At 69.2% G+C, this 24900-nt stretch carries 19 protein-coding genes and 1 pseudogene; 8 read left to right on the top strand and 12 right to left on the bottom strand.

Features of this window, described 5'->3' with window-relative positions; translation table 11 throughout:
- The first annotated feature begins 137 nt into the window (after positions 1-137).
- The 3 genes and pseudogenes from PV734_RS27160 to PV734_RS27150 form a co-directional block, all read left to right on the top strand.
- On the top strand, positions 138-1121 hold the full coding sequence (locus PV734_RS27160) for an ABC transporter permease (RefSeq protein WP_319092174.1): 984 nt from the start codon (positions 138-140) through the stop codon (positions 1119-1121).
- Positions 1122-1149: 28 nt separating this feature from the next.
- Positions 1150-2217 carry an ABC transporter ATP-binding protein gene (locus PV734_RS27155; RefSeq protein ID WP_319292450.1) on the top strand — a complete coding sequence of 356 codons (1068 nt, stop codon included), beginning with the start codon at positions 1150-1152 and terminating at the stop codon, positions 2215-2217.
- 30 nt (positions 2218-2247) lie between these two features.
- Positions 2248-2730: pseudogene (locus PV734_RS27150) on the top strand (Uma2 family endonuclease); the annotation flags it as partial.
- A 128-nt stretch (positions 2731-2858) separates the two neighbouring features.
- Here PV734_RS27150 and PV734_RS27145 read toward each other — a convergent pair.
- The 8 genes from PV734_RS27145 to PV734_RS27110 all read right to left on the bottom strand — a co-directional run bounded on the left by PV734_RS27145 (position 2859) and on the right by PV734_RS27110 (position 14413).
- Positions 2859-3236, bottom strand: a complete 378-nt coding sequence (locus tag PV734_RS27145; RefSeq protein ID WP_319092178.1) for a VOC family protein — start codon at positions 3234-3236, stop codon at positions 2859-2861.
- Positions 3237-3409: 173 nt separating this feature from the next.
- A complete protein-coding gene (locus tag PV734_RS27140) occupies positions 3410-4540 on the bottom strand; it encodes an oligopeptide/dipeptide ABC transporter ATP-binding protein (RefSeq protein ID WP_319292449.1) in 1131 nt (376 codons plus the stop codon).
- A gap of 13 nt (positions 4541-4553) precedes the next feature.
- The gene (locus PV734_RS27135; RefSeq protein ID WP_319092180.1) at positions 4554-5615 is read right to left on the bottom strand and encodes an ABC transporter ATP-binding protein; all 1062 of its coding nucleotides are present in this window, start codon (positions 5613-5615) and stop codon (positions 4554-4556) included.
- 16 nt (positions 5616-5631) lie between these two features.
- Positions 5632-6609, bottom strand: coding sequence for an ABC transporter permease (locus tag PV734_RS27130; RefSeq protein ID WP_319092181.1), 978 nt, complete (start codon positions 6607-6609; stop codon positions 5632-5634).
- A 111-nt stretch (positions 6610-6720) separates the two neighbouring features.
- On the bottom strand, positions 6721-8514 hold the full coding sequence (locus PV734_RS27125; RefSeq protein ID WP_319092182.1) for an ABC transporter substrate-binding protein: 1794 nt from the start codon (positions 8512-8514) through the stop codon (positions 6721-6723).
- Positions 8515-8616: 102 nt separating this feature from the next.
- Positions 8617-9663: an ABC transporter permease gene (locus tag PV734_RS27120; protein ID WP_319092183.1), complete on the bottom strand. Its 1047-nt coding sequence runs from the start codon at positions 9661-9663 to the stop codon at positions 8617-8619.
- Positions 9664-10069: 406 nt separating this feature from the next.
- Positions 10070-11977 carry a translational GTPase TypA gene (gene typA / locus PV734_RS27115; protein WP_319092184.1) on the bottom strand — a complete coding sequence of 636 codons (1908 nt, stop codon included), beginning with the start codon at positions 11975-11977 and terminating at the stop codon, positions 10070-10072.
- 147 nt (positions 11978-12124) lie between these two features.
- A complete protein-coding gene (locus PV734_RS27110; RefSeq protein ID WP_319292448.1) occupies positions 12125-14413 on the bottom strand; it encodes an ABC transporter family substrate-binding protein in 2289 nt (762 codons plus the stop codon).
- A 351-nt stretch (positions 14414-14764) separates the two neighbouring features.
- On the opposite strand from PV734_RS27110, the gene PV734_RS27105 reads away from it, so the two are divergent.
- Genes PV734_RS27105 through PV734_RS27090 form a run of 4 tightly spaced genes read left to right on the top strand, consistent with a single transcriptional unit; the run spans position 14765 to position 18668 of the window.
- The gene (locus tag PV734_RS27105) at positions 14765-15055 is read left to right on the top strand and encodes a hypothetical protein (RefSeq protein WP_319092186.1); all 291 of its coding nucleotides are present in this window, start codon (positions 14765-14767) and stop codon (positions 15053-15055) included.
- A 20-nt stretch (positions 15056-15075) separates the two neighbouring features.
- On the top strand, positions 15076-15930 hold the full coding sequence (locus PV734_RS27100) for a hypothetical protein (protein ID WP_319092187.1): 855 nt from the start codon (positions 15076-15078) through the stop codon (positions 15928-15930).
- Positions 15931-15948: 18 nt separating this feature from the next.
- Positions 15949-17889, top strand: a complete 1941-nt coding sequence (locus PV734_RS27095) for a fumarate reductase/succinate dehydrogenase flavoprotein subunit (RefSeq protein ID WP_319092188.1) — start codon at positions 15949-15951, stop codon at positions 17887-17889.
- On the top strand, positions 17886-18668 hold the full coding sequence (locus PV734_RS27090) for a succinate dehydrogenase/fumarate reductase iron-sulfur subunit (protein ID WP_319092189.1): 783 nt from the start codon (positions 17886-17888) through the stop codon (positions 18666-18668). The genes PV734_RS27095 and PV734_RS27090 overlap by 4 nt, the downstream gene beginning before the upstream one ends.
- On the opposite strand, the gene PV734_RS27085 is transcribed toward PV734_RS27090, so the two are convergent.
- The 3 genes from PV734_RS27085 to PV734_RS27075 are packed head-to-tail and all read right to left on the bottom strand — an operon-like array spanning position 18663 to position 20014.
- Complete coding sequence (locus tag PV734_RS27085) at positions 18663-19709, bottom strand: phosphotransferase family protein (RefSeq protein WP_319292447.1); 1047 nt, start codon at positions 19707-19709, stop codon at positions 18663-18665. The two genes, PV734_RS27090 and PV734_RS27085, sit on opposite strands and share 6 nt — an antisense overlap.
- A complete protein-coding gene (locus PV734_RS27080) occupies positions 19706-19870 on the bottom strand; it encodes a hypothetical protein (protein ID WP_319292446.1) in 165 nt (54 codons plus the stop codon). Before PV734_RS27080 ends, PV734_RS27085 begins: the two co-directional genes overlap by 4 nt.
- Before the next feature lie 6 nt (positions 19871-19876).
- The gene (locus PV734_RS27075) at positions 19877-20014 is read right to left on the bottom strand and encodes a hypothetical protein (protein ID WP_319292445.1); all 138 of its coding nucleotides are present in this window, start codon (positions 20012-20014) and stop codon (positions 19877-19879) included.
- Between the two features lie 167 nt (positions 20015-20181).
- Between PV734_RS27075 and PV734_RS27070 the strand changes: the two genes are divergently transcribed.
- A complete protein-coding gene (locus tag PV734_RS27070; protein WP_319292444.1) occupies positions 20182-21741 on the top strand; it encodes a hypothetical protein in 1560 nt (519 codons plus the stop codon).
- A gap of 142 nt (positions 21742-21883) precedes the next feature.
- On the opposite strand, the gene PV734_RS27065 is transcribed toward PV734_RS27070, so the two are convergent.
- On the bottom strand, positions 21884-24622 hold the full coding sequence (locus PV734_RS27065) for a SpoIIE family protein phosphatase (protein ID WP_415924270.1): 2739 nt from the start codon (positions 24620-24622) through the stop codon (positions 21884-21886).
- Positions 24623-24900 lie beyond the last annotated feature (278 nt).

Here is a 24900-nt window from a genome sequence, read left to right as displayed (position 1 = left end):
GGCTGGTCGCGCAGTTCCCCGCGCCCCTGTCGGGGCGCCCCCAGGGGCACCCCTCACCCGCCCACCCGACCACCCCCGGCACCGGTCCCGCCCACCAGGGACCGGTGCCGGGGGTTCCGCCAGGGAATCCGATCGCCATGTACCGCTTCATCCTCCGCCGGACACTCAGCGCGCTGATGATCCTCCTCGTCATCAGCGCGATCACCTTCGTCCTCTTCTACGTCGCCCCGCGCGACCCGGCCCGCAGCGCCTGCGGCAAGCTCTGCACCCCGGAGACGCTCGCGCTCGTCCGGCGCAACCTCGGCATCGACGACCCGCTGCCGGTGCAGTACTGGCACTGGCTGGCCGGCGTGTTCGTGGGCCGCGACTACGCGGGCCTCGGCCACTGTTCGGCGCCCTGCCTGGGCTACTCCTTCACCAACCACGAGCCGGTCCTCGGCCTGATCACCAACCGCTTCCCCACCACCCTGTCCCTCACCCTGGGCAGCACGGTGGTGTTCGTGGTCCTCGGTGTCGGTACGGGCATGCTGGCGGCGGTGAAGCAGGGCAAGGCGCTGGACAAGATCGCGTCGTCGGTCTCGCTGATCGGCTCGTCCCTGCAGATCTACATCGTCGGCGTGGTGGCCATGTACTACCTCTCCGACCAGTGGGGCATCCTCCCCCGCCCTCAGGACAGCATCGGCTTCAGCCAGGACCCGGTGGCCTGGTTCAAGGGCCTGCTGCTGCCCTGGTTCGTCCTCGCGATCATCTTCACCGCCAACTACACCCGGATGACCCGCTCCCAGCTCGTGGAGACCCTCGCCGAGGACTACGTCCGTACGGCCCGCGCCAAGGGACTGTCCCGCCGGACGGTGTTCTTCCGGTTCGCCTGGCGGGGCGCGATGGGCCCGATCGTCACGATCCTGGGCCTCGACATCGGCTATCTGCTCGGCGGCGCGATCATCACGGAGGAGACCTTCGGCCTGCACGGCATCGGCGCCCTGTCCATCAAGGCCGTACGGGACAACGACCTGCCGCTGCTGCTGGGGGTGGTCCTGGTGGCCGCAGCGGCGATCGTCGTGGCGAACATCGTGGTGGACGCGGTGTACGCGCTGATCGACCCGCGGATCAGGCTCGCGTAGGAACACCCCGATGACCCCGATGGCCTCGATGCCTGAGCCGACCGCCGCCGCGGTCGCGGTCGCGGTCCCCGCCGCCGATCCCTTCCTGTCCGTACGGGACCTGAAGGTGCACTTCGCCACCGACGACGGGGTGGTACGGGCGGTCGACGGCCTCTCCTTCGACGTGGGGCGCGGCCGGACCCTGGGCATCGTCGGGGAGTCCGGCTCGGGCAAGTCGGTGACGAACCTGGCGATCCTGGGCCTGCACGACCGTACGCGGACGACGCTGGCCGGGGAGATCGTGCTGGACGGCAGGGAGTTGCTGACGGCGCGGGAACGGGAACTGGAGAAGCTCCGCGGCAGCAAGATGGCGATGATCTTCCAGGACGCGCTGTCGTCCCTGTCGCCGTTCCACACGGTGGGCCGGCAGATCGCCGAGACGTACGCCAAGCACACGGGCGCGTCCCGCAGGGAGTCCAGGGCCCGCGCGATGGAGATGCTGAGGCGCGTGGGCATCCCGCGGCCGGCACTCCGGGCGGACGACTACCCCCACCAGTTCTCGGGCGGCATGCGCCAACGGGTCATGATCGCCATGGCGTTGGTCTGCGACCCCGAACTCCTCGTCGCCGACGAACCGACGACCTCCCTGGACGTCACCGTCCAGGCCCAGATCATGGACCTGCTGGGGGACCTCCAGCAGGAGTTCGGCACGTCGATCGTCTTCATCACCCACGACCTGGGCGTCATCTCCCGTATGGCGGACGACATCCTGGTGATGTACGGGGGCCGGGCGGTGGAGCGAGGCACCCGCGCCGAGGTACTGAGGACGCCTGAACACCCGTACACCTGGGGCCTGCTGGATTCGGCGCCCACCCTGACCGCCCCGGTCGACGTCCCGTTGTCCCCGATCCCGGGCACACCCCCGTCACTCCTCGACCCGCCCCCGGGCTGCGGCTTCGAGCCGCGCTGCGCGTTCCGGGAGCAGGTACCGACGGGCCGCTGCGCGACGAAGCGCCCACTCCTGCCCCGTGCACCCGCCCATGGCGCGGCCTGCCATCTGACGCCGGCGCAGCGCGGGCAGTTCTACCTGGACTACGTGGGCGCGGACGCGAGATGACACGGGGGGCCTGATCGCTACGCCCCGGGCATGGACTACGTGAAGATGCGCGCGATCGCCGAGAAGCTCACGGCCTTCGCCGAATCTCTCGAAGGGACTTGGAAGGTCGAGATCGGCCCTTCGGGCCCCTTCCTGACCATGGTGAGCCCGTCGAAACGTCGCGAGGGTACGGTCCGCCGCATCCGCACCCAGCTGGACGAGCAAGTCCTCGCCACGCACCCCGGCTACATCTGCGCGAACGGCCCCGTGATCGAGCACCCGGCCACAAGCCGCATGCGCCGGCCGGACGCCGTCGTCATTCCCGAAGACGTCCTCGACGAGGAGGGACTCGCCGTCGACGCGACCCAGGTGCTGGCGGTCATCGAAATCGTCCCGCCGTCCAGCCCGGACAGTGGCTACGGCTACGACTACGGCGAGAAGCTGACCGAGTATCCCGCGATGGGCATCGCCCACTACATGATCGTCGATCCCCGCACGGGCACCATCGAGGTGCACTCCGACCCGTGCAAGGGCCGCTACGAGCGCGGGGACCGCTACATCTTCGGCGACTCGGTGCCGGTCGGTCCATGGACCGTGGAGACCGACGCGTTCCGTCGCTACGGGAAAGCCGGCAACGAGCCCGCGCTGAACGCCCCCGACGGTCAGCCCAGCTCTCCGCGCTCCACGCAGAACTCGTTGCCCTCCGGGTCAGCCATCAGCACCCAACCGCCGCCGTCCGGCCTGCGGTGGTCCGCGACGACCCGGGCCCCGAGGGAGGCCACCCGCTCGACCTCCTCGTCCCTGGTGCGCCCGTGCGGTCGCAGGTCGAGGTGCACGCGGTTCTTCACCGACTTGCCCTCCGGCACCCGGATGAACAGCAGTGTGGGGCCGCCTGCCGGGTCCTTGATCAGCGCCTCGGGGTCGCCGGGCTTGTCGTCGTCGGCCAGCGGGCGGCCGAACACCGCGCTCCAGAAGAGGCCGAGGTCGTAGGGGTCACCGGTGCAGTCGAAGGTGATGTTGTGGATCGTGGGAAAGGACAACGAGGCCTCCGGGCCATATGAGGGACACAGCACAGCAGCTGTGAGGGTCCCGGACCCGGCACCCGCCTGTCGAGCGAATAAGCACCACGCGAAAACACGGACGCGACCGGGGGCAGGAGCACACGGCTCCGCCCCCGGTCGCGCACGTCAACAGCGGTACGCCGTCGTCGTCACTACTTACCGACGGAGTCCTCCGTGGCGTCCGTCTCCAGCGCCTTCAGCGCCGGGTCCAGGACGACGTCGGCGTCACGGGCCTCCGTCGTCGGGTCCTCCGGGAAGTGGCAGGCCGTCAGATGGCCCTCACGGTTGCCGGAGATCTGGACCAGCGGGGGCTCCTCGCTCGCGCACTTGTCCTGCGCCTTCCAGCAGCGCGTACGGAAACGGCAGCCGGACGGCGGGTGGATCGGCGAGGGGACGTCACCGGCGAGGCGGATGCGCTCGCGGCCCTCCGTCTCGTCGTCCATCGCCACCTCGGGGACGGCGGACAGCAGAGCGTGCGTGTACGGGTGACGCGGGCGGTTGTAGATCGAGTCCCGGTCGCCGACCTCGACGATCTTGCCGAGGTACATCACCGCGACCCGCTGCGAGAAGTGCCGCACGATGGCCAGGTCGTGGGCGATGAACAGGAACGCGATGCCCATCTCCTCCTGGACCTTCTTGAGGAGGTTGACCACCTGGGCCTGGATGGAGACGTCCAGCGCGGAGACCGGCTCGTCCGCCACGATCAGCTTCGGCTGCAGGGCGAGCGCGCGGGCCACCCCGATGCGCTGACGCTGACCGCCGGAGAACTCGTGCGGGAAGCGGTTGTAGTGCTCGGGGTTGAGCCCGACCAGCTCCAGCAGCTCCCGGACCCGCTTCTCCCGGCCGCCCGACGGCTCGATCCCGTTGACCTCCATCGGCGCCTTGATGATCGTACCGACGGTCTGGCGCGGGTTCAGCGAGCTGTACGGGTCCTGGAAGATCATCTGGATCTCGGACCGGACCGGCGCCAGCTGCTTGCGCGAGGCGTGCGTGATCTCCTGGCCGGAGTACGTGATCTTGCCGCCGGTCGGCTCCAGGAGGCGGGTGATGAGCCGGCCGGCGGTCGACTTGCCGCAGCCCGACTCGCCCACCATGCCGACGCTCTCGGCGACACCGATGGTCAGATCGATGCCGTCGACCGCCTGGACGGCGCCGACCTTCCGCTTGATCGGGAAGCCGCCGTAGATCGGGAAGTGCTTCGTGAGTCCCTCGACCTTGAGCAGTTCCTCGGTCGACGTACCGGTGGAATCCTGCTGTGTGGGGAGGGTGAGGTTGTCGCTCATGTCTCGGTGCTCCCTAGCGCAGCCGGGGCTGGATCTTGTCGATGAAGATGGTCTGCTTCTGCTCCGCCGACAGATGGCACGCGGAGTCGCGCCCGGCTCCCAGCGACGGCCGTACGTCGGTGCAGAGGCTGCCCGACACCTCGCTGGTGAACGCGCAGCGGGGGTGGAAGGGGCAGCCCGAGGGCGGGTTGAGCAGCGAGGGCGGCGAGCCGGGGATCGGCATCAGCGCCTCGTCGATGTCACCGTCCAGGCGCGGCATGGAGGTGAGCAGACCCCAGGCGTACGGGTGCTGCGGCGTGCGGAGGACTTCCTTCACGGAGCCGCGCTCCACGGCCCGGCCGGCGTACATCACCAGCAGGTCGTCGGCCATGTTCGAGATGACGCCGAGGTCGTGCGTGATGAAGATGATCGCGGAGCCGAACTCCTGCTGGAGGTCCTTGAGCAGGTCCAGGATCTGGGCCTGCACCGTCACGTCCAGCGCGGTGGTGGGCTCGTCGGCGATCAGCAGGTCGGGGTCGCACATCAGCGCCATGGCGATCATCGCGCGCTGGCGCATACCGCCGGAGAACTGGTGCGGATAGTCGTCGAAGCGCGTCTTGGGCTGCGGGATGCCGACCTTCTCCAGCATCTGCACGGCCCGGTCCTTGGCCTCCTTCTTGGAGGCGCCGGTGTGCTTCATGTAGGGCTCGGACAGCTGGCGGCCCACCGTGTAGTACGGGGAGAGCGCGGTCAGCGGATCCTGGAAGATCATCGCCATCTTGTTGCCGCGGAGCTGTTCGAGCTCCTTCTCCGTGGCGGTGACGAGCTCCTTGCCGTCGAGGATGATCTCGCCGTCGACGGTCGTGCTCACCGGGTTGTGCAGGCCGAGGATCGTCAGGTTCGTGACGGACTTGCCCGATCCCGACTCACCCACGATGCCCAGGGTCTTGCCGCGCTCGACGTCGAAGGAGAGTCCGTCGACCGCCTTGACGATGCCGTCCTCGGTGGAGAACTGCACCTTGAGATCGCGGACCGAGAGAAAGCTGTCCGGACCGGTCGGGGCCGGTGCGCCCTCGGGCTTGGTCAGTGTGGTCACGGTGGTTCTTTTCTTCCTAGGAGAGCCGGACGCGCGGGTCGATATAGGCGTACACGATGTCGGTAAGGATGTTCAGGAGCAGGATGAAGAAGGCCCCGAACAGCATGACGCCCATCGTCAGCGGGAGGTCCTTCTGGACCGCGCCGTCCACGGCGAGGCGGCCGATTCCCTGGAGGGAGAAGGTGATTTCAGTGACGACACCGCCGCCGAGCAGGGCGCTGATGTCGATGCCGAGCACGGTGACGATCGGGATCAGCGAACCGCGCCAGGCGTAGCGGAAGAAGACGTACTTCTGTGACATGCCCTTGGCGCGGGCGGTGCGGACGTGTTCCTCCGCGAGCTGCTCGATCATCGAGGCGCGCGCCATACGCGTGTACTGCGCGGTGAAGATGGTGGCCATGACGACCATCGGGATGGAGAGTCCGACGAGCCAGCCGATCGGGTCCTGCGTGATCGGCACGTACTTGGGGTCTTCCATCCAGCCGGTCTGGTAGACGAGGACGATCAGCGCGATCGGGCCGAGGAAGTAGATCTGGAACGAGCTGAGCACCATCGACGAGCCGGTGGCGACCTTGTCGACCAGGGTGCCGCGCTTGTAGGCGGAGATCATGCCGGCGCCGAGCCCCACGACCAGGAAGACGACCAGCGCGCCGACCGTCAGCGACAGGGTCAGCGGGAAGCGGTCCATGATCGTGTCCCAGACCATGTCGCCCGAGTAGAACGACTGACCGAGGCAGGGTGCGGAGCAGTGGCCGGTCGGGAAATCACGGCCCATCACGATGCCGGACATGAAGTCCCAGAACTGCTGCGCGATGGGCAGATTGAGCCCGAGCGCAGTACGGATGTCCTCGAGTCTCGCGGGCGTACAGTCCTTGCCACAGGCCAGTGAGGCGTAGTCGGAGGGCGCGGCGACGAACAGGAAGAACGTGACGGCGCCGATCAGGAAAAGAGTGACGACGGCACCGACCGTGCGCCGGAGGATGAACTGAAACATGGCGGGGGGCTGCTCTCTGCGGAGACGTGCGGAGTCGGGATGGGACCGGATTCACGGAACCGCGGGGGTGCGCTCCGCCTGGTGCGCACCCCCGCGATCAGCCGTAGCGAGTTACGACTTCAGGAACAGTCGGGTGACGTCGATGTAGCTCGACTCGGTGCTGTAGCGGGCACCGCCGATGTTCGAACCGTAGAGCTGGAACTGCTTGGTGTACCAGAGCGGAGCGGCCGGGTTGACCTTCTCCAGGATGTAGTGGTGCGCTTCCGTCCAGGTCTTGGAGGCCTCGGTCGGCTCCTGGGTCAGGGCCTTCTTGATGAGCTCCTGGACCTTCGGGTCGTTGATGTGCGAGTAGTTCGGCGCACCGTCGGCGACCTGGTCACCGTCGTAGATGGGCGTGATGACGGTGGCGGCGGACGGCCAGTCCTGGCCCCAGCCGGAGATGTAGATGTCGTACGGGTTCTTGACCTTGCCGATCTGCTCGTAGTAGCTCGCGGAGTCGACCTCCTTGGCCACCACGTCGATGCCGATCTTGGTCAGCGCGTCCTCGATCGCGACCTTGCGCTTCTGGCCGGCCTCGGAGCTGGAGTAGGCGAAGACGAGCTTCTTCTCGGCGGCCGGAACGTCCTTGAGGAGCTCCTTGGCCTTCGCGATGTTGCCCGCCGGCGTCTTCAGACGGCCGTAGGGGTCGTAGCTGGCCTCGTAGCCCGGCAGGGTCGGGGCGAACAGGTTCGGGGCCGGGTCGCCACCGTAGGCGCCACCCTCACCCGCGATGAGCGACTTGGAGTTCACGCCGTAGGTGATCGCGTCGCGGACCGCCTTGTTCTTCACCCGGTCCAGGTTGAACGTCAGCGTCATGACGTAGGGCTGGTAGCCCTTGATCGTGCGCTTGTTGACGGCCGGGTTGCTGATGACGTCCTGGATCTGGGTGGCGTCGACGGAGCCGGTGAACTGGATCGCGCTCTTGGAGTCACCCTGGTCGGCGATGAGCCGGCTGGTCTGGGTGGACTCGGTGACGCCGAAGTCGAAGTTGAAGCCGTCGACGTACTGGTGCCGGACGGCGTCGGTCTTCGGGTCCCAGTTCGTGTTCTTGACGAGCTTCATGGACTTGCCGGCCTTGTACTCGGCGATCTTGTACGGGCCGGTGGCGACGGGGGCCGTGTCGTACTTCGCCTTGGTGTCGCCCTTCGCGGGGACGACCGAGTAGCCGGGCATGGCCAGCGTCTGCGGCAGGTCCGGACGCGGCGTGTCGAAGTGGAAGATGACCGTCTTCGGGTCCGGGGTGTCCAGAACCGTGGCCGGCAGGTGCTTGGAGCCGAAGCCGCCGTCCTTCAGCGCGTCGCGGTACTTCGGGCCGCTCAGCCAGGTCTGCAGGTAGGTCGGGCCGTCGAAGATGAACGCGGCGTACTGGCGCTCGACGGTGTGACGGATGTCGGCGGACGTGATCACGTTGCCGTTCTGGTCCTTCACGCCGTCCTTCAGCGTGTACGTCCAGGTCTTGCCGCCGTCCGAGGACTTGCCCGAGTCGGTCGCGAGGTCACCGACGACGGACGTGCCGCCCTTGCCGTCCTCCTCGAAGTTGGTCAGACCGCGGAAGAGCAGGTTGGCGGCCTGGCCGGCGTCCGAGACGTAGATCTGGCCCGGGTCCAGGTGCGAGAGGCCCGCCTCCTGGTAGACCTGGATGGTGCCACCGCTCTTGGCGCCGGGCACCTCCTCGGCGGGACCGGTCGACGCGGCCGCGTCACCGTAGACGACCGCCTTCGACTGCTCGGAGGCCTCCGCCTGGTCCTTCTTCGAGTCCTTGCCGGAGCTGCCGCCCTTGTTGTCGGAGCAGCCGGTGAGCGCAAGCGAGCCGGCCGCGATGGCGACCACGATGGCCTGCGTTCTGCGCGAGTTGAACGACTTCATGAGGCTGAAGCACCTACCTGTCGATTGTTATCCATGAGTACTGCCTGACGCCCGGCTGGTAGGCCGACGCGGGGGCGGCAGTCACCCCCCACCAATGGACGATCAGCGCCCTGACTTGGGGTCGAACGCGTCCCGAACGGAGTCCCCGAGGAGGTTGAAGCACAGGATGAAGATCACCAGTGCCGTGCCCGGGAAGAACATGAACGCCGGATCCTGCTTGGCGTATCCGGCGGCGGCGGCGAACAGCCGCCCCCAGTCCGGGGTGGGTTCGACGAACCCGACACCGGCGAACGAGAGGAATGCGATGGTCAGAATGGTGCTGGGCAGCTGGTACGTGAACTGCACCAGGATCGGCGAGACCACGTTCGGCAGGATCTCCTTGCGGACGATCCGCATCGGCGAGGCTCCGGAGACCTTGGCGGCCTCCACGAACTCGCGCTCACGGAGCGACAGCACGGTCGAACGGACCAGGCGGGCCATGCCCATCCAGCCCAGCACCCAGAGAACGATGAGGATCGCCAGCGCGCGGAAGTACGTGGGGGTCTCTTCCTGCGGGTCGACGAAGAACGCCGTGACCACCGGCATGAACGCGATGAAGAACAGCTGTGAGGGGAAGGAGAGGAAGAAGTCCGTGACCCGGCCGACCCAGTAGTCGACCCGGCCACCGAAGTAGCCGCCGACGAGACCGATGAACACACCGGTGACCATCACCAGCACGGTCACGGCCACCGCCATGAACAGCGAGGTACGCATGCCGTACATGAGCATGGCGAACAGGTCACGGCCGTACTGCGGCTCCACACCGAACCAGTGGGTACCCGAGACACCGCCGAAGTAGCCGAGCGGCAGCCCGAAGTCGTCCAGAACAGGGCGGTCCGCGTACGTGGGGTCCTGGCCGTACAGCGTGTAGGGGTTCGTCCCGCTGAGCTTGGTGAGCAGCGGTGCCGCGAGGGCGATGACGAAGTAGAAAATCACTACCACGGCACAGATCACGCCGGTACGGTCACGCTTGAAGCGCTGCCACATCAGCTGCCCGGGAGAACGACCCTCGAGCTGCTTCGGGCCCTTGACGGGCTCGGTGTTCGTATCGAGCTCGGGGTCCAAGGCGATCGAGGGCCCGGAGCCATCGGCCTTGGCTGGACTGGTCATGTGTGTTCTTCCCCCGGGGGGTTGGAGAGCTGAGCGCAGCACAGATACCGGCGGGTTCTGTGGTTTGGGGGAACTTTCGCCAAGTAAGTCAACGCGCGTCAAGGCCGGAAGGCATAGGGATCTCCCTACCGTCGAAATTTTGAGCAAAAATTGCAAAGATTGACACCTGCGCGCGCTTGACACGTCAAACAGTAAATCCACCAAACGGACATAAAGGGATGGGTTTCTGTTTACATGTCCGAAACTTGATCGTTGGTTCACCGGTATGCGAACAGCGTCGCACAGCGCGCGGACAGGGATTCCGACAGGGGGACGAACCTGTACGCGGCGGGGCAACGCGGACATGCCTGAGGCCCGGCCCCCGTCTACGGGAACCGGGTCCTCATGACATCACATCGTCGCCGGGTCAGCCGTGCTTGGCGCGGCTCGCGGTGCGACCGCGCTCCTTCTGGTCCAGCACGACCTTGCGGATACGCACGGCCTCAGGAGTCACCTCGACGCACTCGTCGTCGCGGCAGAACTCCAGGGACTGCTCCAGGGAGAGCTTGCGCGGCGGCACGATCGCCTCGAACGAGTCGGCGGCGGCCGAGCGCATGTTGGTGAGCTTCTTCTCCTTGGTGATGTTCACGTCCATGTCGTCGGAGCGCGAGTTCTCGCCGACGATCATGCCCTCGTACACCTCGGTGCCGGGGTCGGTGAACAGCACACCGCGCTCCTGGAGGTTCGTCATCGCGAAGGCGGTGACGGCGCCCGAGCGGTCGGCGACCAGCGAACCGTTGTTACGGGTCGTCAGCACGCCGAACCACGGCTCGTGGCCCTCGTGGATGGAGTGGGCGATGCCCGTGCCGCGCGTACCGGTGAGGAACTCGGTACGGAAGCCGATGAGACCGCGGGAGGGGACGACGAACTCCAGCCGGACCCAGCCGGAGCCGTGGTTCGACATGTTGTCCATCCGGCCCTTGCGGACGCCCATGAGCTGCGTGACCGCGCCCATGTGCTCCTCGGGCACGTCGATCGTCATGCGCTCGACGGGCTCGTGGACCTTGCCGTCGATCACCTGGGTGACGACCTGCGGCTTGCCGATGGTCAGCTCGAAGCCCTCACGGCGCATCTGCTCGACCAGGATGGCGAGCGCCAGCTCACCACGGCCCTGGACCTCCCAGGCGTCGGGACGCTCGGTGTCGAGGACCCGCAGCGAGACGTTACCGATCAGCTCGCGGTCGAGACGGTCCTTGACCTGGCGGGCCGTGACCTTGCGGTCCTTGACGACGGCCTTGGCGTCCGCGCCCTTGCCGGTCGCGCCGCGGCCGACCATCGGCGAGGTGTTCGTACCGATGGTCATGGAGATCGCCGGCTCGTCGACCGTGATGAGCGGCAGCGCGATCGGGTTCTCGGGGTCGGCGAGGGTCTCGCCGATCATGATGTCCGGGATACCGGCGACGGCACAGATGTCACCGGGGCCGGCCTTCTCGGCGGGCTTGCGGGTGAGCGCCTCGGTCATCAGCAGCTCGGTGATGCGGACGTTGGACATCGTGCCGTCACGCTTGATCCACGTGACGGTCTGGCCCTTGCGCAGCTCACCCTGCTCGACCCGGAGCAGCGCGATACGGCCGAGGAAGTTGTCGGCGTCCAGGTTGGTGACGTGCGCCTGGAGCGGGGCCTCCTCGTCGTACGACGGGGCCGGGACGTGCGACAGGATCGTGGAGAAGAACGGCTCCAGGCTGTTGCTGTCCGCCGGGACCGTGCCGTTCTCCGGCTTGGTCAGCGAGGCGACACCGTCACGCGCACACGCGTAGACGATGGGGAACTCGATCTGCTCCTCGTCCGCGTCCAGGTCCAGGAAGAGGTCGTAGGTCTCGTTGACGACCTCGTCGATCCGGGAGTCCGGGCGGTCCGTCTTGTTGATGCAGAGGATGACGGGCAGGCGCTGCTGGAGCGCCTTGCGCAGGACGAACCGGGTCTGCGGCAACGGCCCTTCGGAGGCGTCGACGAGCAGAACCACGGCGTCCACCATCGACAGACCGCGCTCGACCTCACCGCCGAAGTCGGCGTGGCCGGGGGTGTCGATGATGTTGATGGTGATGACGTCCCCCCCGCTCTTCGGGTGGTACTTCACCGCCGTGTTCTTGGCGAGGATCGTGATGCCCTTTTCACGTTCCAGGTCGTTCGAGTCCATCATGCGGTCGTCGAGCGACTCGGCGGCGTGCGCGGCGAAGGCACCGGCCTGCTTCAGCATGGCGTCGACGAGGGTCGTCTTCCCGTGGTCGACGTGGGCGACGATGGCGACGTTGCGGATGTCGTGGCGCGTGGCCATATTGCGGCGTACTCCCGGCTTGAGTGGATGGCCTGCGCGTACATCTGTGTTACGCGGACCCTGCCGGGCTGAACATGCCACGGCCTTACCCCATCGTACGGGCCCGGCGCGGTAGGGGCTCGCCGGGCCGTACGGGTGAGGCGACCGTCACGGTCGGGGTGAGGCCTTGCTGCCCGCTGTCACGCCCTTCTTCAGGAAGCCCATGTCCTCGTAGAGGGGAGTCTGGAAACCGAAGGCTCCCACGTTGGCGACGTTCTTCCGCACGGCCGTGAGCTGGGGCCGCTGGAAGAGCGGGATGGAGCCGCCGGCCGCCCAGATCCGGGCGTCCGCCTTCCGTACCAGCGAGGCCGACTTGCCCTCGTCCAGGGTGGAGATGGCCTGGTCGAAGAGCTGGTCCACCTGGTCGGTGCCGACGCGGGTGTAGTTCTGCTCGACGTTGAGCGACCCGTCGGCGGCGGGCACCGGCTTGGCGTAGATGGGCCGCGCGTCGGTGGCGGGGAAGGCGGACGCGGGCCACGAGTACAGCGCCAGGTCGTACTGGCCGCCGGCGATGTGATCCTTGAAGTAGCTGTCGTCGGACACCTTGGTGACGGCGGTACGGATACCGACCCGGTCCAGCATCCGCGCGATCCGGTCGCCCACGGCCCGCAGGGTGGCGGACCCCGGCCCCGAGGGCAGCACGAACCGCAGGGTCAGCGGCTTGCCGTCCTTGGCGAGCGCCCCGGCCGCCCCGGCGGGAGCGGGCGTGCCCTTGGGCGCGTAGGCACCGGGCGCACCGCCCTGCTCGGGGTGCTTCCGGAGCGACCGCTTGCCGTCCTGGGCGAGATTTTCCTTGCCCGCGCCGTCCTGGTGCCCCTGGTGGCCCTGGGGGTCCTGAGGGTCCTGGTGGTTCTCACGGACGGGCTCGCCGTACGGCTTGTCGTCGTCGCCGACGACATAGGTCCCGTCGTCGGCGCCACTGTCCTTGCCGTCGTCCTGGGAAGCCTTGGGCTTGGGCTTGGGCTTGGGCTCGGCGGACTGGCCGCCGGTCTTCCTGCCCGCTGCCCCTGCGGCCTTCTCACCGTCCTTCTTCGTCGGTTTCCCGAGCGGGCCGCCCCGCACCCACCCCGCGTCGGCGAGCAGCGCCTCGGCCTCGTCGGTGTCCTGGCCGCCGAGCGCGCCGCTGTTGTCGGCGTAGGCGACCTGTCCGGAGAGCGCGAGATGACTGCCGACCGGTACGGCGGGCAGCCCCAGCGGCTTGAGTACGAGGCCGACGAGCTCCTCGCGGTCCAGCGCACGGGCGACGGCCCGCCGGACCCGCTCGTCGGCGAGGGGGCCGTCGGAGCCGTTGAGAGCAAGCTGTGTGTAGGCCGGTTCGAGGGACTTGCGCACCTCGAACGCGCTGAGCGCCTGCTGCTGCTCGGCGTACTTGGTGACCGCGTCCCGCTGCTTGCGCCGGGCGCTGCTCTCCGCCCCGGCGGCCTGGTCGTCGGAACCGTGCGCGAGGGCCCAGGAACGCAGGGCGCGGGCCGGGGTGAGCGCGGCGCCGGGGCCCTGGAGAGGGGTGGCCTTGCCGCGTGCGGCGAGCACGATGCGCTCGGCCTCGGCGGGATCGATCTCGGCCACGTCGACCTTGCCGCCGGCGAGCGCCTCGGCGCGTTTGTCGCGGGGGACGGCGTGCAGCACGATCCCGTCGAGCCGGGGAGCACTCCCCCACCAGCGCGGGTTGCGGACGAGGACGACGTCGCCCTCCGCCTTGGCGACCTTCTTGAGGTTGAACGGCCCCGCGGTGACCTTGAGCTTGCGCCGCGCCCCGTCGTTGAAGGAGTCCGGGGTCCCCATGACGTCCTTGGGGTACAGGGGCGAGAACAGCGACTTCCAGTCGGCGTAGGGCCGACTGAAGGTGACCTTGACCTCAAGGTCGTTCGCGCCGCGCTGCACCTTCTCGATGCGGTCGTACCCGGCGTTGCGCGCGGTCCAGTACGCCGAGTCCCTGCCGGACAGGGCACGCCACTGGGCGGCGAAGTCGGCGGCGCCGATCTCCCGGCCGTCGCTCCAGACGGCCTGTTGGTTCAGTTTGTAGAGGACGACCTGCTTGGGCTCGGTCTCGACGACCTTGGCGGACTCCAGGAAGTCCGCGTTGCGCTTGGCCCGCCCGTTCGCGTCGAGCCGGTACATCGACGGCAGCACGGCCTGCGCGACACGGGTGGTCGTCGCATCGGCGTCCGCCTGGAAGGTGTTGAGCGTCTCCGGTACCGAGTCCACGGCCCAGCGCAGGGTGCCGCCGTCGGCGAGCAGGGCTCGGTCGGCGGGCGCGATGTCCTGCCCGGCGAGCGGCTTGCTGTCTTCTTCCTGGTCACCGCTGCACGCGGTGAGCAGGGGTACGGCGAGTACGCCGGCGGTGAGGAAGGCGACCGAGCGCGTCACCGCGCGCAGTCCGACGCCGTGGTGGGACATGAGGTCTACCTCCGGTGGCGCGTTAGTTGGCTGATCAGATGTACGGCCACTGAAGAGGAAAGGGTTCGGCAGCGGAGGACGACACGGCGGCGGGGGCCACGAAGCCCAACCGTTTGGCGCAACAACATTTCCGCATTTCCAGCCCGTCCGGCGATTGAGGACAAGCGCCTTCAGCGCGGCCGGGGGCTGGGGGCGGAGCGCCCAGGACGCGCACCCCAACGCACCCCCGCGCCCCCCTTCCCCCAGCCAATCCGTGCACACCGCTTCCCACCGACAGGTGTGACACGCAACACTCTCAGGCGCATGAACGTCTCCACCCAGGGCCGAGCCGCCCGGAAGTGAGGTCACCTCATGTCCGTGCACGACGAACTGACGTCAGTACAGCGCTGTCTGGACGACCTGTTGCGTTCGATGGGCCGCCTGGAACAGCAGATCGGCAAGGGCGGTCTCGAAATGCGCCGCCTCCGCAGCGACGCCAACCACCTGCGCGAAAGCCTCGCCCTGCTCCGCGAGGCCGCCCCCGCGCTCGCTCAGCCCCGGCGCCCCGACCTCGTGACGATCCCCGACACCCCGTACGACAACAGCCTGTGGACGGACTCGGACGACGAAGGACTCGGCGCCCGCGACCGCCACGCCCCCTGAGAATCCGACCGGAGTTCTCCTTGGCCACTGAAACCGGTACCGACAGCGGTACCGATCCGAATTCCGACACAGACCCCCTTCCGAAAGGCGGCGTACGGACCCCCACGCGCGCCGCCATCGACGCCCCGCATCTGCGGACCGACCGCTGGTGGCTGGCGCCCGCCGCCACCGCCGCCGGTCTGCTGGCGTTCATCGTGTACTCGACCTGGCGGGCGTTCGCGAACGCCGACTACTACTCGGCCCCGTACGTCTCGCCGTTCTACTCGCCCTGTCTGGCGGACAACTGCGCGCCCATGCGGCACGGGCCCAACGCCGACCTCTTCGGCGGCTGGTGGGGCATCTCCCCCGCGATCATCATCCTGATCTTCCCGCTGGGCTTCCGTCTGACCTGCTACTACTACCGCAAGGCCTACTACCGCGGCTTCTGGGCCTCCCCGCCCGCCTGCGCGGTGGCCGAGCCGCACAAGAAGTACACGGGTGAGACGCGCTTCCCGCTGGTCCTGCAGAACATCCACCGCTACTTCTTCTACGCGGCGCTGCTGGTCGCCTGCATCCTCACCTACGACACGGTGCTCTCCTTCCGCGACGAGCACTACAACTGGGGCCACATGGGCCTCGGCAGCCTGGTCTTCCTGCTCAACATCACGCTGATCTGGGCGTACACGCTCTCCTGCCACTCCTGCCGGCACATCGTCGGCGGCAAGCTCAAGCACTTCTCCAAGCACCCCGTGCGGTACCGCGCCTGGCAGTGGGTGGGGAAGCTGAACGCCCGTCACATGCAGCTCGCCTGGGCGTCGTTGGTGAGCGTGGGGGTCGCCGATTTCTACGTGTACCTGGTCGCCTCCGGCGCTTTCGATGATCCGCGCTTCTTTTAGATTGGGAGGTGCCTTCTGATGTCCGTGGTCGATCGGCAGGAATGGGACGTCGTAGTGGTGGGCGCCGGCGGTGCCGGACTCCGCGCCGCCATCGAGGCACGCGAGCGTGGCGCCCGTACGGCGGTGATCTGCAAGTCCCTGTTCGGCAAGGCGCACACCGTGATGGCCGAGGGCGGGATCGCCGCCGCCATGGGCAACGTCAACTCGGGTGACAACTGGCAGGTCCACTTCCGCGACACCATGCGCGGCGGCAAGTTCCTCAACCAGTGGCGGATGGCGGAGCTGCACGCCCAGGAAGCCCCGGACCGGGTCTGGGAGCTGGAGACCTGGGGCGCCCTCTTCGACCGCACCCGCGACGGCCGGATCTCCCAGCGCAACTTCGGCGGCCACGAGTACCCGCGGCTCGCGCACGTCGGCGACCGCACCGGACTCGAACTCATCCGCACCCTCCAGCAGAAGATCGTCTCCCTCCAGCAGCAGGACAAGAAGGAGACCGGCGACTACGAGTCCCGGCTGAAAGTCTTCCAGGAGTGCACGGTCACCCGGGTCCTGAAGAACGGCGACGTCGTCTCCGGTGTCTTCGCCTACGAGCGTGAAACGGGCCGTTTCTTCGTCCTGGAGGCTCCGTCCGTGGTCATCGCGACCGGCGGGATCGGCAAGTCCTTCAAGGTGACGTCGAACTCCTGGGAGTACACCGGCGACGGCCACGCGCTGGCGCTGCTCGCCGGGGCGCCGCTGCTCAACATGGAGTTCGTGCAGTTCCATCCCACGGGCATGGTCTGGCCGCCGTCCGTGAAGGGCATCCTCGTCACCGAGTCCGTACGCGGCGACGGCGGGGTGCTGCGCAACTCCGAGGGCAAGCGGTTCATGTTCGACTACATCCCGGACGTCTTCAAGGAGAAGTACGCCCAGTCGGAGGCCGAGGGCGACCGCTGGTACGAGGACCCGGACCACAACCGCAGGCCCCCCGAGCTGCTCCCCCGGGACGAGGTGGCCCGCGCCATCAACTCCGAGGTCAAGGCGGGCCGGGGCTCCCCGCACGGCGGTGTCTTCCTGGACGTCTCGACGCGGATGCCGGCGGAGGTGATCCGGCGCCGACTGCCTTCCATGTACCACCAGTTCAAGGAGCTGGCGGACGTCGACATCACCGCCGAGGCGATGGAGGTCGGGCCGACCTGCCACTACGTGATGGGCGGTATCGCGGTCGATTCCGAGTCCGCCGCCGCACGCGGCGTACCGGGCCTCTTCGCGGCAGGTGAGGTCGCGGGCGGGATGCACGGCTCCAACCGGCTCGGCGGCAACTCCCTCTCCGACCTGCTGGTGTTCGGCCGCCGTGCGGGCCTGCACGCGGCCGAGTACGCGAACTCGGCCGCCGCCCGTTCCCCCGTGGACGACGACCAGATCGACGCGGCGGCCGCGGAGGCCCTGCGCCCCTTCTCGGCGGAGGAACCGACCCCGAGCGGGGAGGCCGGCCGCCCGGCGGAGAACCCCTACACCCTCCACCAGGAGCTCCAGCAGACCATGAACGACCTGGTCGGCATCATCCGCCGCGAGGGCGAGATGGCACAGGCGCTGGAGAAACTGGCCGAGCTGCGGGTACGGGCCCACCGGGCCGGAGTCGAGGGACACCGCCAGTTCAACCCGGGCTGGCATCTCGCTCTCGACCTGCGGAACATGCTGCTGGTCAGCGAGTGCGTGGCCCTGGCGGCGCTGGAGCGCACCGAGTCGCGTGGCGGCCACACCCGTGAGGACCATCCGGTGATGGACCGCGGGTGGCGCAACGTGAACCTGCTGTGCCAACTCTCCGATCCAGCCGCCGGGTTGGCGGCCACGGACCCGGTGACCGGCCTGATCGCCCTCACCCGCGAGACCACCGAACCCGTCCGTCCCGACCTGCTCGCCCTCTTCGAGAAAGAGGAGCTGGTCAAGTACCTCACCGACGAGGAGCTCTACGAGTGACCAGCAGCGTGAGCAGCAGTTACGAGGCCCACTTCAAGGTGTGGCGCGGTGATGTGAAGGGCGGCGGGCTCAAGGACTTCGCGGTCGAGGTGAACGACGGCGAGGTGGTCCTCGACATCATTCACCGGCTGCAGGCGACCCAGGCCCCCGACCTCGCCGTCCGCTGGAACTGCAAGGCGGGCAAGTGCGGTTCGTGCTCGGCGGAGATCAACGGGCGTCCCCGGCTGCTGTGCATGACCCGGATGTCGGTGTTCACCCGCGAGGAGACGATCACCGTGACTCCCCTGCGGGCCTTCCCCGTGGTCCGGGACCTCGTGACCGACGTCGGGTTCAACTACACCAAGGCCCGCGAGGTCCCGTCCTTCGTGCCGCCGGACGGAGTGGGCCCCGGCGAGTACCGGATGATGCAGGAGGACGTGGACCGGTCGCAGGAGTTCCGCAAGTGCATCGAGTGCTTCCTGTGCCAGGACACCTGCCATGTGGTCCGCGACCACGAGGAGAACAAGCCCGCGTTCGCCGGTCCGCGCTTCCTGATGCGGGTCGCGGAGCTGGACATGCACCCGCTGGACGCGGCGGCGGAGTCCGGCCTGGACCGCAAGCGCACCGCCCAGGACGAACACGGCCTCGGCTACTGCAACATCACCAAGTGCTGCAGCGAGGTGTGCCCGGAGGGCATCCACATCACGGACAACGCGCTGATCCCCTTGAAGGAACGAGCAGTCGACCGCAAGTACGACCCGCTGGTGTGGCTGGGCTCGAAGATCAGGAGGCGGTCATGAGTTCCGGGGGCTCGTGAGGATGCCGATGAGCTGTTCGAGGCTGTGTTCGGCGATCCCGCGCATGAAGGCGGGGTCCGGGAACGCGCCGACGTCCAGCAGCCGCAGCGGGCCGGTCGCCAGGGAGAGGTGCATGGCGAGCCGGTAGAGGAGCAGCCGGTTCGGGTCGAGGTCCGGGACAGCCAGGCTCTCGTACTGCCTGTCGTGCAACCTGTCGTACAGCGTCCCGAACCGCTGGCGCAGGAAGACGTGCTCCCACTCGGCGTCGAAGTAGAGCAGGCCTTCGATGTCGATGAGCGCCGGTTCGCCGTCCGGGGTCACCAGGACGTGGTCCGGGCCGAGTTCGCCGTGGATGAGGGACAGCGGGCCGGTCCGGGGGCGGACCTCGGCGGCCAGGTGCCGTACCAGCGCGGCCAGTTCGCCGTGCAGGGCGGCGGCTCGCGGCTGCCGTACGACGAGGTCGTCCAGGTCGTGCAGGGCGCGGTCCGTGATGATCCGCTCGCACGAACTCCCGTGGGACACCCCGCCCCGGTCGACGAGGCCGACCTTTCCGAGGCGGGGTCCTGTGGTGCTGTGCAGCACGCCGAGCAGGTCGCCGAGCCGGTCCAGGACCCGGGCGCCGGTCTCCGGGTCGCGTGCGAGCAGCACCTCCAGGTCGCCGCCGCCCGGGTGTCCCCGTACGTCCTCGACGACCGCCGCGTCCGCCGGGAGGTGGGTGTGCGCGGGGTCGGCGTACAGGAGGCGCGGGGTGCGGACGCCGACGGCCGTGAGGCGGTCGTGGGACGCGGTGAACAGGTCGAGGCCGGTGGCATGGGCGAGGGGGTCGCGGTGGTCGATCGGGCCGGCGTCCCAGAAATCCTCGTCCGGCGACCAGACGTACGCGATCACCGTCGTGCCGTCGTCGAGGGCAAGCCGGTAGACGCCCTTCTTGCTGCCGCCGCGCACCCGGGTGACTCCGGTGAGGAGACGGTTTCGGCCGAGGGCGGCGCGGGCGAGGGGCGCGAGGTCGGCGATCGTGAGCTGCCTGCGGGTCGTGCCGGTCATACGTCGAGGCGGGAGCGCGAGGACAGCAGCTGGAAGTAGGAGCCCGCCGCCATCGACAGCACACCCGTGACTGCGACGGCGCCGCCGAGGTGAGGGATGCCGTCGAACACGTCCAGCTCCCCCCACGACATGAGCAGGAACATGCCCGTACCGAACAGCATCGCTCCCTAGCCCCACAGTTCGGGGCGCAGAGTCCTGCGCCGCAGCCAGGGCAGCAGCCAACCGCTTCTGACCGCCACCGCACCGCAAACGACCAGGCCACCCTGCAACAGCGCGGCCGTCCCCCACAGGAACCAGTGCAACATTCGCCCCCCTCGAACACGTCTGCGGGGACCTTACCCATTCCTACTCTCCCGCCACCCCTGCCCCTCCCCGGTCGCGCACCCGCGATCACCCCCATACGCTCACAAACGTGACGCCCTCCCTTACCAGGGGCCGGCCTCGGCGAGCCGCGTCCCACATACCCGTGCGCGTGGCCCACACCGCCCTGGGCGGGGTGATCGGAGTGATGTGGCTGGTGCTGCCCGGGGTGACGGCCGACCCCGAGGGGTACGAGGTACCCGTGTCGGCGGTCGGCAGCGCGCCGGCCCTGTCCCCCGCCTCGGTCCCTTCGGCCGCCGCCGCCCCGGAGGAGGAGAGTTCCACCGGCGATCTGGTCCTGCCCCTCGTGGTGGCGGGTGCGGCGGTCGCGGTGGCCGCGTACGGCTACACCCGCCGCAGACGCCGTGCCAAAACCCCCACGACGCCCTCGGCCCTGCCTCCTGTCGCGCGGGCCACGACCCCCGAACTCGACCGGCAGGCCCGCAAGTCGCTGGTCGCCGCCGACGACAGCGTACGCACCAGCCGCGAGGAACTCGGCTTCGTGCAGGGGCTGCACGGGAGCGACGCGGTCGCGCCGTTCACGGAGGCCGTGCGTTACGCCGAGGCCGAGCTGTCGGCCGCCTTCCAGCTGCGTCAGGCGTACGACGACAACCCGGCGGACGTCTCCACGGCCACCCTCGACGAGATCGTCGCCCGCTGTGTGGACGCGGGTCGGCGGTTGGACGCGGAGGCCGCCGGGTTCGACCAACTGCGCGCTCTGGAGCAGGACATGAGCGGTGCGCTCCGGCACGCCGAGGTGCGCTTCCGGGAGCTGACCGGTCGTACGAGTGCCGCGGAGGCAACCCTTGCCGACCTCGGCGAGCGGTATGCGCCGACCGCCCCGCTCCTCGTCGCCGGCCAGGTCGAACAGGCCAAGGACCGGCTGGTGTTCGCCACGACCGGCCTCAACCGGGCCCGTCAGTCCGCCGATCTGGCTCACCTCGACCGGGCTGTGCTGCAACTGCGCGCCGCCGAGGGCGCGATCGCGCAGGCCGAGGTGTTCGTGGACGGCGTCGACCGCCTCGCGTCCGCGCTGGCCGCCGCCGCGCAGGCGTTGCCCGAGGCGCTGGACGAGGCGGAGGCGGCCGTCGTGGAGGCACGGGAGCGGTTGGCGGAGGGTGCGACGGAGGGGGTGCCCGTCGGCGCCCTGGAGGGTCATGTGAGCCGCGCCCGGGCCACCCTGTCCGCCGTACGGGAAGAGGCCGCCGCCGGGCCCTACGACCCCCTGGAGGCCCTGCATCGGGTCGCGGTGGTGTCCGCGCCCCTCGGGACGGTGCCCGGCGCCGTCCGGCTCGTGGCTCGCCGGGCCACCGACGCCGCCGACGGTTTCGTGGGCACGCACCGGGGCGCGGTGGGCGCCGAGGCCCGGACCCGGCTTGCCGAGGCACGCCGGCTGCTGGACCGGGACCCCGCGGAAGCCGACATCTTCGCCCGGCAGGCCCGGGAACTGGCCGAGCGGGACGTCCGCGCGCACGGCAATCCGTACGGCGGGCGGCCCGAGCACACGAACGGGGTCGCCGGAGCGGTGCTCGGCGGGATCCTGCTCGGCGATCTGCCGGACGCGGCGGCCGAGGCGCTGACCGGGGGCGCGCCGGGTTCGTTCGGCGGGCCGGCCACACGTGCGCGGCGGGGCCTGGCTCCGCCGCGTAAGAACTCGCCGGGAATCCCGTAAGAGGGCCTGAGCGGGCCGAGGCGACGGGGCCGCAGGCCCCTCCAAGGGGCGCGGGGCTGTGACATTTGCGGCTCCGCCACGTGGGCGCGACAAGCCACGACGAACCCGCAGGTTCCATACAGCCGAACCCGGCAGGGCCTCGTCAGAACAGACTCAGCAGTGCCTCCGCCGGGTCCGCGAGAACCGTTCCCGCGTCCGGCAAGGGAAGCTCGAACCACACCGTCTTCCCCCGGGGGGTCCGGCGGGAGCCCCAGGCCGCGCTGAGCAGGCCGACCAGTTGGAGGCCGCGTCCGCCCTCGTCGGTGTCGCGGGCTCGGCGGCGGCGCGGCTGGACGAGACCGGCGTCCCACACCTCGCACACCAGCATGCGGTCGAGAAGGAGCCGGAGCCGGATCTCGCCCTCGCCGTAGCGAAGGGCGTTGGTGACCAGCTCGCTGACCAGCAACTCCGTGGTGTCGATGAGGGGTTCGAGGCCCCAGGCGGTGAGCTGGGTGCGCGTGTACTCGCGGGCGCGGCCCACGCTGCGCGGTTCGCGCGGCAGGGTCCAGTCGCCGACGGAGTCCTCCGGCAGTCCTTGGACACGTGCCATCAGGAGGGCGATGTCGTCCTCGCCGTGGTGGGTGTCGAGGGTGCTGAGGACGTGGTCGCAGACGTCCTCCAACTGCGGGGAGGGGTCGCGGAGGGCGCCGACGAACGCCTGCAGGCCCTCGTCGAGCGGGTGGTCGCGGGATTCGACCAGTCCATCCGTGTAGAGCGCCAACAGCGAACCTTCGGGTAGTTCGACCTCCACCTCCTCGAAGGGCTCACCGCCGACGCCGAGCGGCATGCCCGGCGGCACGTCGAGCATCAGCGCGTCCTCGCCGGGTTCGACGAGCACGGGCGGCAGATGTCCGGCGTTGGCGAAGGTGCACCTGCGGGTCACCGAGTCGTAGACCGCGTAGATACAGGTCGCGAGGTACACCTCGGAGAGGTCGGCGTCGCGGGGCTGGCGGGCGGCACGGGTGGCCTGCTGGACGCCGCCGGGCGTGCCGAGGCCGCGCGCGATCTCGTCCAACGCGGAGAGGACCTCGGCCGGTTCGAGGTCGAGGAGTGCCAGGGTGCGGACGGCGGTACGGAGTTCACCCATGGCGACGGCGGCGCGCAGCCCTCGTCCCATCACGTCGCCGACCACCAACGCGGTGCGGTTGCCGGGGAGTTCGATGACGTCGAACCAGTCACCGCCGACCTCGGTGGCCGCGTTGCCGGGCAGGTAGCGGCAGGCGATGTCGAGGCCGGAGGCCTCCGGGTCGCCCGGCGGCAGCAGGGAGCGCTGGAGGATCAGCGCGCGCTCGTGCTCACGCCGGTACAGCCGGGCGTTGTCGATACTGACGGCGGTCCGCGCGGCCAACTCCCAGGCCAGCGCCCGGTCCCGCTCCCCGAACGGCTCGCTGCCCTTCGTACGGGAGAACTGCGCGAGGCCTACGACGGTGTCGTGGGCGACCATCGGGACGGCCAGCGTGGACTGGATGGCGCCGTTGTCCTCGGCGGGGACGAGCTGTGGGCGGGCGGTGCGCAGGGCGTCCGCGCAGGGCGAGTTGAACGGGAAGTGGTGCACTGCGCCCATGGAGACCGGATCCCCGCCGCCCGCGAAGGGCGCGTCGGAGACGGCGCTGGCGAAGGCGACGCGGCGCAGTTCGGCGCTGCCGTCTGCGAGCCCGGGCGGGGTCTCGTCGCCGGCCAGCAGCCCCTGGTAGAGGTCGACGGTCGCGAGGTCGCAGAAGCCGGGGACGACGACGTCGAGCAGTTCGCGCGCCGTCGTCTCCAGGTCCAGGGAGTTCCCGATGCGGGAGCCGGCCTCGTTCAGAAGGGCGAGATTGCGCCGTGCGGCGGCGGCCTCGCGGGCGGCGGCGCGGCGGGCGGTGATGTCGAGGCCGAGCCAGGCCACGCCGATGGGGCGGCCGGTGCCGCTGTGCACGCGGTACAGGTTGATCGACCAGTGCCGGCGCTCGTCGGAGCCGGGCACGAGGCCGGTGATGTGCATGTCCGTTATCGAGTCACCGGTCTCCAGGACCCGGCGGAGCGTCGCCGACACCCGCTCGGCCTCGGGAGAGATCAGGTAGTCGTACACCCCGCGACCCCGGTGGTCATCGACCGTGCCGCCGTAGATGGAGGCGAAGCGCTCGTTGGCGCGCCGGACCCGGAGATCGGTGTCGATCAGCAGGAAACCGAACGGCGATTGGCCGAAAATCGCCTGCGAGGCGGCAAGGTCGGTCTCGATCTGACGCAGCGTACGGACATCGACGACGATGCATACGGCGGCCTTCTCGCCCTCCTCCGTGCGCGTCGGCATCACATAGACCTCGGCGAGCCCCTCGCGCCGGCCCTCCTCGCCCAGTTCGGGCGCGCGGATGCGGAACGGGACGACGCCGGTCCACTCCCGGCCGTCGAGGATCTCCGCCATCTTCCGCTGGCCCCGCTCACGCAGATCGGGGTCGATGAAGGCCTCGATGGGGTCCATGCCCACGGCCCGCGCGGCGGAGATGCCGAAGATCTTCTCGGCACGCAGGCTCCACTGGTCGACGAGACCGTCGGCGCCGATGGAGAACGACGCCACCTTGATGTAGTCGTAGATCGAGCCGGGTGGGCTGCTCTGCCACATGGGGTCACCTGTCACATCACGCGCGTGGTCCTGCGCGGTGTCACGTGTCGTATCGCGCACCGGATCGCCCATGGTGCCACGCGTGGTTTCACGTGTCGCATCGCGTATCGCGTCCCCGTCGGCGGGACCCCTGACACCCGACGCACGGCGTGGCACACCGGCCGCGGAGTCACCCGTGGCCCTCGCACTCGCGCCGCCCGACGGGTCCTTGGACTCCGCGGCCTTCGCTGGTATCTCGCTCACGCGAACCGTCCCCTCCAGCTCACCGCGTCCGGCACCAGTCACCGGGGGCGGCTGCCCGCAGTATCCAGCACTACGGCGCCCCACAACACGGTGTTCACGATCACAGGACGATCCCGATGGTTTTCGGACCGGCCCGCGACAACACTCCCAGTCTTCTAACCAGGGGACCACCGGTCGAACCCCGATCCATGACAACTGCCAGTGGCCTGAACCACATGGTCGACAGAGCGGGGGCGGACGTACAGCCGCGGTTCACTCCGGCGCACGGTTCGCGGTCG

The organism is Streptomyces sp. AK08-02 (assembly GCF_033795085.1).
In the GTDB taxonomy this organism is placed as follows: Bacteria; Actinomycetota; Actinomycetes; order Streptomycetales; family Streptomycetaceae; genus Streptomyces; species Streptomyces echiniscabiei.
Note: the sequence above shows the minus strand (reverse complement) of the source record. Positions and strands in the feature narration are given on the sequence as shown.

Coding starts and splice junctions, on each gene's coding strand:
- PV734_RS27160 (WP_319092174.1), top strand. CDS start 138: ATGTACCGCTTCATCCTCCGCCGGACACTCAGCGCGCTGATGATCCTC.
- PV734_RS27155 (WP_319292450.1), top strand. CDS start 1,150: ATGCCTGAGCCGACCGCCGCCGCGGTCGCGGTCGCGGTCCCCGCCGCC.
- PV734_RS27140 (WP_319292449.1), bottom strand. CDS start 4,540: ATGAGCGACAACCTCACCCTCCCCACACAGCAGGATTCCACCGGTACG.
- PV734_RS27130 (WP_319092181.1), bottom strand. CDS start 6,609: ATGTTTCAGTTCATCCTCCGGCGCACGGTCGGTGCCGTCGTCACTCTT.
- PV734_RS27125 (WP_319092182.1), bottom strand. CDS start 8,514: ATGAAGTCGTTCAACTCGCGCAGAACGCAGGCCATCGTGGTCGCCATC.
- PV734_RS27120 (WP_319092183.1), bottom strand. CDS start 9,663: ATGACCAGTCCAGCCAAGGCCGATGGCTCCGGGCCCTCGATCGCCTTG.
- typA (WP_319092184.1), bottom strand. CDS start 11,977: ATGGCCACGCGCCACGACATCCGCAACGTCGCCATCGTCGCCCACGTC.
- PV734_RS27110 (WP_319292448.1), bottom strand. CDS start 14,413: ATGTCCCACCACGGCGTCGGACTGCGCGCGGTGACGCGCTCGGTCGCC.
- PV734_RS27105 (WP_319092186.1), top strand. CDS start 14,765: ATGTCCGTGCACGACGAACTGACGTCAGTACAGCGCTGTCTGGACGAC.
- PV734_RS27095 (WP_319092188.1), top strand. CDS start 15,949: ATGTCCGTGGTCGATCGGCAGGAATGGGACGTCGTAGTGGTGGGCGCC.
- PV734_RS27085 (WP_319292447.1), bottom strand. CDS start 19,709: ATGACCGGCACGACCCGCAGGCAGCTCACGATCGCCGACCTCGCGCCC.
- PV734_RS27080 (WP_319292446.1), bottom strand. CDS start 19,870: ATGCTGTTCGGTACGGGCATGTTCCTGCTCATGTCGTGGGGGGAGCTG.
- PV734_RS27075 (WP_319292445.1), bottom strand. CDS start 20,014: ATGTTGCACTGGTTCCTGTGGGGGACGGCCGCGCTGTTGCAGGGTGGC.